The sequence below is a fragment of the Micromonospora sp. ANENR4 genome, from assembly GCF_015354395.1.
Classification (GTDB): domain Bacteria; phylum Actinomycetota; class Actinomycetes; order Mycobacteriales; family Micromonosporaceae; genus Micromonospora; species Micromonospora aurantiaca.
The window spans coordinates 53068-65256 of the sequence record NZ_JADKYQ010000005.1; the positions used below are offsets into that span (position 1 = coordinate 53068).

At 73.3% G+C, this 12189-nt stretch carries 10 protein-coding genes; 5 read left to right on the forward strand and 5 right to left on the reverse strand.

The annotated features are described in order from the left end of the window. Positions 1-132 precede the first annotated feature (132 nt). The gene (locus tag IRY44_RS10120; RefSeq protein WP_135242700.1) at positions 133-561 is read left to right on the forward strand and encodes a hypothetical protein; all 429 of its coding nucleotides are present in this window, start codon (positions 133-135) and stop codon (positions 559-561) included. Between the two features lie 173 nt (positions 562-734). On the opposite strand, the gene IRY44_RS10125 is transcribed toward IRY44_RS10120, so the two are convergent. From IRY44_RS10125 to dnaK, 5 genes are all read right to left on the reverse strand, one after another. After that, complete coding sequence (locus IRY44_RS10125) at positions 735-941, reverse strand: hypothetical protein (RefSeq protein ID WP_013283368.1); 207 nt, start codon at positions 939-941, stop codon at positions 735-737. 176 nt (positions 942-1117) lie between these two features. Beyond that, positions 1118-1558 (reverse strand): heat shock protein transcriptional repressor HspR, encoded by a 441-nt coding sequence (locus IRY44_RS10130; RefSeq protein WP_120572381.1) that lies wholly within the window; start codon positions 1556-1558, stop codon positions 1118-1120. Between the two features lie 24 nt (positions 1559-1582). Beyond that, entirely contained in the window at positions 1583-2758 is a 1176-nt protein-coding gene (dnaJ, locus tag IRY44_RS10135) for a molecular chaperone DnaJ (protein WP_194800189.1), read from the reverse strand. Positions 2759-2837: 79 nt separating this feature from the next. Beyond that, positions 2838-3575, reverse strand: a complete 738-nt coding sequence (gene grpE, locus IRY44_RS10140) for a nucleotide exchange factor GrpE (RefSeq protein ID WP_194800190.1) — start codon at positions 3573-3575, stop codon at positions 2838-2840. 48 nt (positions 3576-3623) lie between these two features. Then, positions 3624-5486, reverse strand: a complete 1863-nt coding sequence (gene dnaK / locus IRY44_RS10145) for a molecular chaperone DnaK (protein WP_194800191.1) — start codon at positions 5484-5486, stop codon at positions 3624-3626. A gap of 210 nt (positions 5487-5696) precedes the next feature. Here dnaK and IRY44_RS10150 point away from each other — a divergent pair, with 210 nt between their 5' ends. The 4 genes from IRY44_RS10150 to IRY44_RS10165 all read left to right on the forward strand — a co-directional run bounded on the left by IRY44_RS10150 (position 5697) and on the right by IRY44_RS10165 (position 11599). Then, entirely contained in the window at positions 5697-7514 is a 1818-nt protein-coding gene (locus IRY44_RS10150; protein ID WP_194800192.1) for an ABC transporter, read from the forward strand. Between the two features lie 17 nt (positions 7515-7531). Continuing rightward, positions 7532-9190 carry a GTPase gene (locus tag IRY44_RS10155; RefSeq protein WP_194800422.1) on the forward strand — a complete coding sequence of 553 codons (1659 nt, stop codon included), beginning with the start codon at positions 7532-7534 and terminating at the stop codon, positions 9188-9190. Between the two features lie 52 nt (positions 9191-9242). Continuing rightward, a complete protein-coding gene (locus IRY44_RS10160; protein WP_194800193.1) occupies positions 9243-10469 on the forward strand; it encodes a hypothetical protein in 1227 nt (408 codons plus the stop codon). Between the two features lie 650 nt (positions 10470-11119). Continuing rightward, complete coding sequence (locus tag IRY44_RS10165) at positions 11120-11599, forward strand: hypothetical protein (RefSeq protein ID WP_228531849.1); 480 nt, start codon at positions 11120-11122, stop codon at positions 11597-11599. Positions 11600-12189: the final 590 nt, after the last annotated feature.

Here is a 12189-nt window from a genome sequence, read left to right on the forward strand (position 1 = left end):
CCGGCCCGGCGTTGTCAAATTGATCCCGGGAAGGTCTACCCCTGCTCTGTCCAACCGCGTTAACGTTTCGGCCCAGCAGCCAGGGTCCGCGGGTGGCCTGCGCCCCCGCCAGCGCAAGCGGAAGGTCGGCCGGTGAGCGTGCAGGAAGAGACGTTCCGCGGCTTCGCCAACCCGGTCGATCCCTCGCCCGCCGAGCTTCGGTCGTGGGCGTATCAGCCGGATTCGGTGCCGCTGACCTCGATGCCGCCGGACTGGGATCTGCTGGTCGCCGGTGACCACCTGGTGCAGACGCTGTTCGATCTGGCGATGGACCAGGGCTGCCCGGCGCGGCGGTTCGCGCTGCACTGCCTCTACATCTACGCCGCCGACGGCATCCGGACGAACTTCCGCGCCCACCCCAAGCGCCGGTTCCGCAAGCTGGTCGAGCAGGCCGAGAAGTCCGGCGACGACCTGATGCGCAACTGGGCGCACAACAGCCGGGTGCTGCTCGCCCGGCCGGATCTCTTCGTCTACCGGGACTGGTGCGAGGGCGGCCTGGTCCGCGAGAACCGCCGCCTCTGACCCCCCGGATCAGCGTCGCCCAGCCACCTCGACCCGACCCGCCTGGTCGATCATGAACTTGGCGGTGTTTGGTGTCCGGTTTGTCTCCGCCAACTTCATGATCGACCGCGAGGGGCGGGACACGAACGGGCCGGGATCCCCCGTGGATCCCGGCCCGCACGTCGGCAGGCCGTCTAGGTCGACCCGCCCTGCTTCTTGCGCCGCTCGTCGTCCCGCGCCCGGTCCACGCCGTGGTCCGTCTGGTCGGCGAAGCGCCCTTCCTTGACCTTGTCGCTGAAGCGTCCCTCGGTGACCCTGTCGAACCGCTCGCGGACGTTCTCGGCCACTTTCTCCAGCCGTTCCTCCGCGCGCTCGGCCACCTTCTTCGCCGGTTCCGTCATGGCTCCCCCCGCCAGCCCGGAGTCCGATTTGAGGCTTTTTTGCCCTGCGGAAAGCCTAGTCGACCCTGCTCTGCCGTACCCCGGCTTTCCCCGAGCCGGGCGGCGGACCGCCCGGGGAACGACGAAGGCCGGCGCAGCCCCGGGGGAGCGGGGCGCACCGGCCTTCCGGTACGAGGTCAGCGGTCGGGAGCGCGGCGCGGACGCCAGACGACGAGCGCGGTGGACGTCCGGTTGGTGGGCACGAGGTCGCCGCGGGGGAAGCCGCCGAGTGACTCCAGCTCGGCGATCCGCCGGTACGCGGCGTCCAGTTCCGCCTCCAGCCGGGCCACCCGCTGCTGCGCCTCTTCGAGCAGCCGCTCCAACCCGATGATCCGCTTGACCCCGGCCAGGTTGATCCCGTCGTCCTGGCTGAGCCGCTGCACCTCGCGGAGCAGCACCACGTCCCGGACGCTGTACCGGCGACCGCCGCCGGACGCCCGGCCGGCCTGCACCAGGCCCAGCCGGTCGTACTGGCGCAGCGTCTGGGGGTGCATCCCCGCCATCCGCGCGGCCACCGAGATCATCAAGACCTTGGCCTCGTAGGCCGGGTCACCCGAGCCGACGTACTCCTCCGACATGCCCGCTCACCTCCGGTGCCGCCGTCAACTGAATCGACGTACCCGCGCGTCGAGATGTTCCCGCGCGGCGGGCGGAGTCTGCGCCGCGAAGGTCTCCAGCGCCGCCCGCGCCTCGTCCGAGACCTTCGCCGGGACCACCACGTCGAGCGTGACCAGCAGGTCACCGGCGCGGCCGTCCTTGCGTACGACGCCCTTGCCGCGGGCGCGCAGCACCCGCCCGCTGGGCGTACCCGGTGGCACCCGCAGGGTCACCGTCCCGTCCAGGGTCGGCACGCGCAGGTCCGTGCCGAGAACCGCCTCGGCGTACGTGATCGGGACGGTCAGGGTCAGGTCGTCCCCGGTGCGCCCGAACAGCTCGTCCGGGCGGACCTTCACCTGCACGAACAGGTCGCCTGCCGGACCGCCCCGCTCGCCGGGCTCGCCCCGGCCGGCCAGGCGGATCCGCTGCCCGTCGGCCACCCCGGCGGGGAAGCGCACGTTCAGCGTGCGGGTCTTGGTGACACCGCCGGTGCCGTGGCACTCCGGGCACTTCTCCTCGACGATCGTGCCGACGCCCTGGCAGTTGCGGCACGGCTCGGAGAAGCTGAACGACCCCTGGTTGCGGGTGGTCACCCCGGCGCCGTGGCAGACCGGGCAGGCCACCGGCTGGGTGCCGGGCTTCGCGCCGTTGCCGTGGCAGGTGTCGCAGACGCCGGGTGCGCGCAGCGTCAGCGGCAGCGTGACGCCGCGTACCGCGTCGTCGAAGTCGAGCGCCACCTCGGTCTCGACGTCCCGGCCGCGGGCCGGGCCGCGCGGACGCGCCGGGCCTCCGCCGCCCCCGCCACCGGAGAAGATCGAGCTGAACAGGTCGGTGAAGCCGCCGCCGCTGAACCGGTTGTCGCCACCGCCGAACAGGTCGGAGACGTCGAACGGCATGCCGCCCGGCTGGCCCGCGCCGCGGGCGCTGCGCCGGAAGGCGCCGGAGCCGAACAGCGAGCGCATCTCGTCGTACTCGCGGCGCTTCTTCTCGTCGCCGAGCACCGCGTACGCCTCGGAGACGGTCTTGAACCGCTCCTCGGCACCGGTGTCGCCGGGGTTGTGGTCCGGGTGCGACTCCCGGGCCAACTTGCGGTACGCCTTCTTGATCTCGTCCGAGGAGGCGGACTTGTCCACGCCCAACGCGGCGTAGTAGTCCTTCTCGATCCAGTCCTTGGAACTCACCGGTCCACCCCCTTCCACGGGTCGAACCCCGGTCGCCCCGCCCGCCCGGTGCGGGCGGGCGGGACGTCACGGGTCGGCACTACTCCGGGTCCGCGACCGCGACCATGGCGGGCCGCAGCAGCCGCTCGCCGAGCTGGTAACCACGGCGCATGACCTGTACGCAGGTCGGCTCCGTCACGTCGGCGGAGGTCTGGTGCGCCACCGCCTCGTGCCGGGTCGGGTCGAACGGGTCACCCTGCTCACCGAACGCGGTCAGGCCGAACTTCGCGAGCGCGCCGGTGAGCTGCTCGGCCACGCTGCCGAACGGGCCCACCAGGTCGCCGTGCTCGCGGGCCCGGTCCAGGTCGTCGAGGATCGGCAGCAGCGCGGTGAGCACCGCCCCGGTGGCCTGCTCCTGGACCAGGTTGCGGTCCCGGTCGACCCGCTTGCGGTAGTTGGCGTACTCCGCAGTCACCCGCTGGAGGTCCCGGGTGAGCTCCTCCAGGTCGGTGCGGAGCGACTCCAGCTCGGCGCCGAGCGGCGTGTCCGTGCCGGGCCCGCCGTTCGGCTCGGCGGGCGAGTCGACCACGGTCGGACCGCTGACCTCGGCCTCGCCGCCGATCTCGTCGACCACGACCTCGGCCTCCTCGACCAGCCCTTCGGCGGGCGCGTCGGCGGCCGCGTCGGCCGCCGAGGCGTCGTTCGCCGGCTGCTCGGTCACCTTGCCGAGCTTGCGCTTGTCGCGGATGACGACCCGGGGTTCGTCGCCGGTGTCCTTGCCGGCGCCCGGCGCCGACCCGGTGGCACCCGGGTCGGCCGCTCGTGGCTTGTCCGTCATGCGGTTACCTCATCCCTCTGCGGTGCGAATCGTGTCCGGGACCGGATGTCACTTCTTGTCCTCGTCCACGATCTCCGCGTCGACCACGTCGTCGTCGCCACCGGCCTTCGGGCCACCGGCCGCACCCGCGCCGGCACCCGGCCCGGCCGCACCCGATGCGGTCTGCTCGCCCTCCTGCTGCTGGGCGTAGAGCAGCGAGCCCGCCTGCTGGGAGACCTGCGCCAGCTTCTCGTGCGCGGACTTGATCTTCTCGATGTCCTGCCCGCCGAGGGCGCTGCGCAGCTCGCCGAGCGCCTCGTTGAGCTGGTCGCGGTTCTCGCCGGGCAGCTTGTCGCCGCTCTCGGCGAGGAACTTCTCGGTCTGCCACTGGAGCGCCTCGGCGACGTTGCGGGTCTCGGCCTCCTCGCGGCGGCGCTTGTCCTCGTCGGCGTGCTCCTCGGCGTCCCGGCGCATCCGCTCGATGTCGTCCTTCGGCAGCGAGGAGCCGCCGGTGATCGTCATCTTCTGCTCCTTGCCGGTGCCCAGGTCCTTGGCGTGCACGTTCACGATGCCGTTGGCGTCGATGTCGAACGTGACCTCGATCTGGGGCACGCCGCGCGGGGCCGGCGGGAGACCGGTCAGCTCGAAGGTGCCGAGCTTCTTGTTGTAGGCGGCGATGTCCCGCTCGCCCTGGAACACCTGGATCAGCACCGACGGCTGGTTGTCGTCGGCGGTGGTGAACACCTCGGAGCGCTTGGTCGGGATGGTGGTGTTGCGCTCGATCAGCTTGGTGAAGATGCCGCCCTTGGTCTCGATGCCCAGGCTCAGCGGGGTCACGTCGAGCAGCAGGACGTCCTTGACCTCGCCCTTGAGCACGCCCGCCTGGAGGGCGGCGCCGACGGCGACGACCTCGTCCGGGTTGACGCCCTTGTTCGGGTCGCGGCCGGTGAGCTGCTTGACCAGGTCGGTCACGGCCGGCATCCGGGTCGAGCCGCCGACCAGGATGACGTGGTCGACGTCGGAGATCTTGATGCCGGCGTCCTTGACGGCCTGCTCGAACGGGCCCTTGCAGCGGTCCAGCAGGTCCTGCGTCATGCGCTGGAACTCGGCGCGGCTGAGCGTCACGTCCAGGTGCAGCGGGCCGGCCGAACCGGCGGTGATGTACGGCAGGTTGATGTTGCTGGTGGTGGCGGCGGACAGCTCGATCTTGGCCTTCTCGGCGGCCTCCTTGAGCCGCTGCATGGCCATCTTGTCCTGCGAGAGGTCGATGCCGTGCTCACCGCGGAACGTCTTCACCAGGTGGTCGATGATCCGCTGGTCCCAGTCGTCACCACCGAGCTGGTTGTCACCGCTGGTGGACTTGACCTCCACCACGCCCTCGGCCAGCTCCAGCAGCGACACGTCGAAGGTGCCGCCACCGAGGTCGAAGACCAGGACGGTCTGCTCCTTGGAGCCCTTGTCCAGGCCGTACGCCAGGGCCGCCGCGGTCGGCTCGTTCACGATCCGCAGCACGTTGAAGCCGGCGATCTCACCGGCCTCCTTGGTGGCCTGGCGCTGCCCGTCGTTGAAGTAGGCCGGGACGGTGATCACCGCGTCGGTGATCTGCTCGCCCAGGTACGCCTCGGCGTCCCGCTTGAGCTTCATCAGCGTGCGCGCCGAGATCTCCTGCGGGGTGTACTTCTTGCCGTCGATGTCGACGGTCCAGTTGGTGCCGATCTCACGCTTGACCGACCGGATGGTCCGGTCGGGGTTGGTCACCGCCTGGCGCTTGGCGACCTCACCGACGAGCACCTCGCCGTTGCGGGCGAACGCGACGATCGAGGGAGTCGTACGCGAGCCCTCGGCGTTGGCGATGACGGTGGGCTCACCGCCCTCGAGAACGCTGACGCAGGAGTTCGTCGTGCCGAGGTCGATGCCGACCGCACGTGCCATGTTCGCTTCCTCGCTTCGTAACGGGTGAGCAGGTCAGACGGCCTGCCCGGCGGGTCGCCGGGAAGCGACCGCACCACAAGTTGAGTGAACTTGACTCAATAGTGCCACGCGATCGCCAATCCGCAAGTCGGGGTTGAGCCGACCCGGCGCAACCCGACCGTTACTACTGTCCGGTTGTCTTACCTTGCGTCGGTCGGGCACGCTTTAGCGGTGACGACGCATGGCGATTCCGCCACCCGTGCCGGCGCGCCCGCCGTCGCAGCCCGCACCGGGCCCACCACGGGCGACGATCAGCCTGCTCACGCCGCCGACGGCCTGCCCGCCGCGCTCACCGGCCTGCGCGCGGCGATCGACGCGGCCCGCTTCCCGCTCACCCTTCCCTCGGCCGAGCCGGCCCGGCACGCCGCCACCAGCCTCACCGACCAGCTCGACGACTACCTGCTGCCCCGGCTGGCCCGGCTCGACGCCCCGCTCCTGGTGGTCGTCGGCGGCTCCACCGGCGCCGGCAAGTCGACGCTCGTCAACAGCCTGGTCCAGGCTCGGGTCAGCGCGGCGGGCGTGCTCCGCCCCACCACCCGCTCCCCGGTGCTGGTGTGCAGCCCGACCGACGCGGCCTGGTTCCGGCAGGGCGAGCTGCTGCCCGGCCTGACCCGGACCACCGAGCCCAGCGAGCAGCCGGGCACCCTGCACCTGGTCACCGCGCCGGCGCTGCCGCCCGGCCTGGCCTTCCTCGACGCGCCCGACATCGACTCGGTGGTCGACGCCAACCGGGCGCTCGCCGGTCAGCTGCTCGCCGCCGCCGACCTCTGGCTGTTCGTCACCACCGCCGCCCGGTACGCCGACGCCGTCCCCTGGGAACTACTGCGCAGCGCCCGGGCCCGGGGCACCGCAGTGGCGATGGTGCTGGACCGGGTCCCCCCGGAGGCAGCCGACGAGGTCGCCGCCCACCTGTCCGAGATGCTCGCCGAGCAGGAGCTGGGCGCCTCCCCGCTGTTCGTGCTGCCGGAGACCTGGGTGGACGGGCAGGGCCTGCTGCCGGACCGGATCACCGCGCCGCTGAGCGACTGGTTCGCCCGGCTCGCCGCCGACGCCGAGGCCCGCGCCGCGGTGGTCCGGCAGACGCTCGACGGTGCGCTGGCCGCGCTGCACCCGGTGGTGGAGGCGCTGGCCGAGGCCGCCGACGAGCAGGTGAGCGCCGCCGACGCGCTGGACGAGCGGGTCCAGGCCGCGTACCGGAGCGCGGAGCGCAGCGTCGACCAGGGGCTCAGGGACGGCCGGCTGCTGCGCGGTGAGGTGCTTGCCCGCTGGCAGGAGTTCATCGGCACCGGCGACTTCTTCCGCGGGCTGGAGGCCCGCATCGGGCGGCTGCGCGACCGGGTGGTCGCGGCGGTCACCGGGCGGCCCGCGCCGGCCGCGGAACTGCGTACCGCGATCGAGTCCCAGCTCGTCACGCTGCTGCGCGGGGTGGCGGCCGAGGCGGCGGAGAACGCGTACACCGGTTGGAAGGCGCACCCGGCGGGTGCGGCGCTGCTGGAGCCGGACCTGGCCCATCCCTCGGCCGACCTGCCGGAGCGGGCCGAGCAGCTGGTCCGCGACTGGCAGCGCGGCGTGCTGGAGCTGGTCCGGGTCGAGGGCGGCGACCGGCGGTTCGTGGCCCGCACGGCCGCGTACGCGGTGAACGCCACCGGCCTCGCCGTCATGATCGGCGTGTTCGCCTCCACCGCGTTCATCCCGACCGGCCTGGAGGTCGCCGCGGGCACCGGTACGGCGGTGGCCGGGCAGACGGTGCTCCAGGCGATCTTCGGCGACCAGGCGGTCCGCAACCTGGCCCGCAAGGCCCGCGTCGACCTGCTCGACCGGGTCGGCAAGCTGCTGGCCGAGGAGGCCGAGCGCTACCTGAGCCGCACCGAGGCCGAGCGCCCCGCCGCCAACGCCGGTGCGGCGCTGCGCTGGGCCGCCGTCGAGGTCGAGCGGGCCCGGCACCGCAGCGGCCTGTTCCCGAACATCGAGCAGGACGGTCGCCCGTGAGCAACGTCGTCGGACGGATGCGTGACGCGCTGCGCGGCGAGCAGCGGGTCGACCCGGACGTGCTGATCGAGCGTCTCCAGGCGATCCAGCGGTTCCTCGGCGCGGTGGACGGCCACGTGCCCGACGCCCAGCTCGTCGCCGCGCACACGGTGGTCGAACGCGCCGGTGACCGGCTCGCGCTCTCCGGCCGCCACACCGTGGTCGCGCTCGCCGGCGCGACCGGCAGCGGCAAGTCGAGCCTGTTCAACTCGCTGGCGCGGCTGGACCTCTCGCCGGTGGGCGTACGCCGGCCCACGACGGGAGTCGCGCACGCCTGCGTATGGGGTCCGCTCGACGGCGCGGTCCGGCTGCTCGACTGGATCGGCGTGCTGCCCCGGCACCGGTTCGTCCGGGAAAGCCCGCTGGACGCCGACGACGAGTCCGGGCTGCACGGCCTGGTCCTGCTCGACCTGCCCGACTTCGACTCGGTGCAGCACGGCCACCGGCTGGAGGTGGACCGCCTGCTCGGCCTGGTCGACCTGGTGGTCTGGGTGGTCGACCCGCAGAAGTACGCCGACCGCGTGATCCACACCAGCTACCTGCGCGAGTTCCACAGGCACAAGGACGTCACCGTCGTGGTGCTCAACCAGGCCGACCGGCTGCACCCGACCGAGCTGCCGAAGGTCCTCGACGACCTGCGCCGGCTGCTCGACGCCGACGGGCTGGGCGGGGTGCCGCTGCTGCCGACCGTCGCGGTGGACCCGAACGGGCTGGAAGGGCTGCGGACCGAGCTGGAGCGTACGGTCGCCGAACGGCAGGCCGCGCTGCGCCGGCTCTCCGGCGACGTGGACGCCGTGGTGGCCGATCTCGAACCGCTCGTGGGGCCGGAACCGCCGCGCACCCGGCCCGGTGACGCCTCGGCGCAGGAGCTGACCCGGGCACTCGCCGGGGCGGCCGGGGTGCCGACAGTGGCGGCGGCGGTCGAGGGCGCGTACCGGCACCGGGCGGTCGGCAACACCGGCTGGCCGCTGCTGCGGAGCTGGCGCAAGCTGCGGCCGGATCCGCTGCGCCGGCTGCACCTGTCCGGGCGGGACCCGGACGCGCCGGCGGAGAGCCTGGTCGCTGCCACCTCCGTACCCGATCCGACAGCCGCGCAGCGCTCCGCCGTCATGCTGGCGATCCGCGCGGTGGCCGAGCGGTCCGCGAGCGGCCTGCCGGCGCCGTGGCCGGCCGCGGTGACCGCCGCGGCCCGCGCCCGGCAGGCCGACCTGCCGGGCGCGCTCGACCACGCGGTCGCCGCGACCGACCTGGGCATGGACCGGCGGCCCGCCTGGTGGCGGGTGGTCGGCGCGCTCCAGTGGGTGGTCACCCTCGCCGCGCTGGCCGGCCTGGTCTGGCTGCTCGTCGGGTACGCGGTGCGCCTGCTCGGCCTGCCGCCGCTGGAGCATCCGACGCTCGGCGTGGTGCCCTGGCCCACGGTCCTGCTGCTCGGCGGCCTGCTGGCCGGGCTGCTGATCGCGGCGCTGACCCGGCCGGTCATCGGGTGGGCGGCCCGGCGGGCCCGGGCGCGGGCCGAGCAACGCCTGCTCACGTCGGTGGGCAGCGTTTCCGAGAAGTACGTGCTGGACCCGGTCTGGGCGGTGCTGGCGCGCTACGGCACGGCCCGGGACGCGCTGCGCGAGGCGGGACGGCGCTGAACCCGGCGTGCTGACCGGTGTGGGGGCGGCCGGTGCGGCGTAGGGTCGATGCATGGCCACGCCACAGACCCCCTACGACGCGGTGCTGCACGCCGCGCGCGACGTGACGAGGCTCGACTCGGCCCTGGACGCGGAGATGCTCGGCGCCGCGTTGCTGGGCAGCGTCTACGCCGTCGCGGAGCACGACCGGGAGCAGGCCGTCCGCGAGTTCGTCAGCGGCTTCCTCGCCGCCACGTCCCGGCGCCGCAGTGCCGCCGCGACCACACTGCGGGCCGTCTTCGCCGCGCTGGTGCCCGACGCCGACGGCGCCGCCCGGGTCCGGCCCGGGGCGTACGCCCCGTCGTGGGCCGGCCAGCTCGGCCGGGTGCGCGTCACCGGCGCCTGGGCGTACGGCGACGTGTACGGCGACCAGACCTCCTACCTCGCCACGTTCGCGTACGACGACGAGGAGGAGGGCGGCCCGGAGCACGCCCTGGTCGCCCTCGTCGACCACAACATCGGCATCACCAAGGACGTCTTCGTCGGCGGCCCGGCCGGACGGATCGTCGAGCAGGCCCGGGAGATCTGCACCGAGGACGAGTTCACCTGGTTCCGCACCGAGGACCCGGCCCGGATGCACGCCGAGGTGAGCCGCCACCTGGCGGTCACCGACGACCTCACCGAGCTGCCCGCACAGGGCTCGCTGGCCACCGACCGGGCGCTCGTGGGCGCCCGGCTGGCCGCGCTCCCGGGGCCGACGCCGCCGGCCGGTCCGGCCGTGATGCCGGCGCCCACCGACGAGGAGCGCACCCGCCTGGTGCGTGCCTTCCTCGACTCACCCGAGGCGACCCGGTTCGGGCTGCCCGAGGTGGCCGACGGCGAGCTGGCCTCGCTGCACTTCTGCCTCGGCCTGCTGCTCGACCACGCGGCCAGCTTCCCGGATGCCGACCCGATGCGGTGGAGCCCGATGGTGGCCGAGCTGTTCCTGCTCGACTGGGTGCACCGCCGGGCCGTGCTGGACATGGACGACGCGGCGATGCTGCCCCGGGTGCTGCGCGCCTGGGCGGCGTACGCGGCCCGGCAGCGCGGGCTGTCGCAGTCGGCGGCGGCCCGGACGGACGAGGCGATCACCGAGATGGTCCCGGAGTTCGCCCGGCTCTACAGCACCGGTGAGCGGCGCAGCCCGGCCACCGCGGCGGTGGCGCAGCTCATGGCGGACGGGGTGGACCCGGACGACCCGGAGGCGCTGAACGCCTGGATCGAGGCGAACCGCCACCGCCTCACTGACGACCCGGCCTAGGCATTCCCGTTCGCATGATCGGCACCACGTCGGCGAGGTGGCGGCATCAGACCGCCCGGAACCACACCACCACGCCGTACTGGTGTCGATCATGCGGGTGACCGACCCGATGGCCTCGGCCCTGCCCTCGCTGATCCACACCACCTCGCCGAGGTGGCTGCATCGAGCCGGTCGGAACCACACCAGCACGGCGAAGTGGTGTCGATCATGCGACCCGCGCGCATCGGGACCACCCCGCCCGACACGCGGGGCTTCCCCCGAACCTCGTTGATCCACACCATTCCGGCGAGGTGGCCGTATCAAGCCGCTCGTGACCACACCACCACGCCGTACTGGTGTCGATCATGCCGGCGCCAGCCCCCAATCACCTCACCCCTCGTTGATCCACACCACCTCGGCGAAGTGGCTGCATCGGGCCAGGCGGGACCACACCACTACGCCGGAGTGGTGTCGATCATGAGGTGTGGGACACCGACGGGCCGGACGGAACAGAGGTGGCGGACGGCCCGGCAGGACCCGACGGATCAGCGGAACCCGACGGAGCAGCAGAACCCGACGGCTCGGCGGGACTCGACGGGTCGGCGGGACCTGACGGATCCGATGGGCTGGACGGGCCGGACGAGCCTCCCGAGGGCGTCGGCTCGGCGGTCGTGACGGACGGCTCGGGGCTCGGGCTCGGCTCGGGCGTCGGCGTGGCCGGGTCCGACGGCGAGTGCGACGGCGACGGCGACGGCGAGTGTGACGGCGACGGTGAGGGCACCGGCGACGGGCGCGGCGGGCGGATCGGGGTGGGCCGGACCGGCGTGGACGGCGGCGGGGGCGCGGCGACCGGGCGGGACCGGTGCCGGGAGCCGAGGTCGCTGTCGTCGGGCAGGGCCGGCGCCGCCGGGAGCACTGGCCGCGCCGGGGGCACCGAGGTCACGCCGACGGCGGGCGTGGGCGTGGACGGCGCCGGGGCCTGGGTGCCGTGGGGCATCGGGATCACCACCGGGCCGACCGAGGGGGTCGGCAGGAACGGGGTGCTGGTGTCGGGGAGGGCGCTGTTGCCGACCGTGGCGGATCCGGTGCTGATCGCGGCGAGGATCGGCATCGACGCGGTGCCGGCGAGCAACGCCACGGTGAGCAGGTAGCCGCGGCTGGGACCGCCGGTCCCGGTGGCGCGGTGGGCGCCCACGACCCGGCGGTACGGTGAGGCGGGCAGTGCCCGGTGCCGGCCGAGGAAGGGCGTACCGGGCGGACCCTCTGGTTCGGACACCGGCACACTCCTCACGCACGGACGGACGAAGAGCACGCGCGGATATTCGGACAAATGCCGCGCAACAGCTCACCGCAAGCTTGACCCAGTGACGCTCAGTTCACCAGCCGCAACCGCGTGTCGACACACATTTTGTACGTCGGCCGCATCCACCACTGCGGACAAAGCGCTTATCCGTCGTGAACCCGATCGAACCTCACCGGCGAGGGAGGCCATACTGTGGGCCCGCTCACCTCCTCTGCAATCATTCAGACACGACGGCAACGCAGCCGCCACCTCCGCGTACCCCGCGGCTGGTGCGGAACGGTGCCGGCGCTCCCGGGCCTGGGTCTGTCCCCGACCGACTCCGGCTCACGCCGCGCGGCAACCCCTACCGGGGTCAGGCGCGGTCGCCAGGGACCGACCCGGCACCAGCCGGGCGGGCGCACGAGGTGCTCGGCTCGGGTAACCCCCGGCGCCGGCGCA

Bases quoted from the DNA above. Each gene is read 5' to 3' on its own strand.
- dnaK (WP_194800191.1), bottom strand. From the start codon at position 5,486: ATGGCACGTGCGGTCGGCATCGACCTCGGCACGACGAACTCCTGCGTC.
- IRY44_RS10160 (WP_194800193.1), top strand. From the start codon at position 9,243: ATGGCCACGCCACAGACCCCCTACGACGCGGTGCTGCACGCCGCGCGC.
- grpE (WP_194800190.1), bottom strand. From the start codon at position 3,575: ATGACGGACAAGCCACGAGCGGCCGACCCGGGTGCCACCGGGTCGGCG.
- IRY44_RS10155 (WP_194800422.1), top strand. From the start codon at position 7,532: ATGCGTGACGCGCTGCGCGGCGAGCAGCGGGTCGACCCGGACGTGCTG.
- IRY44_RS10125 (WP_013283368.1), bottom strand. From the start codon at position 941: ATGACGGAACCGGCGAAGAAGGTGGCCGAGCGCGCGGAGGAACGGCTG.
- IRY44_RS10130 (WP_120572381.1), bottom strand. From the start codon at position 1,558: ATGTCGGAGGAGTACGTCGGCTCGGGTGACCCGGCCTACGAGGCCAAG.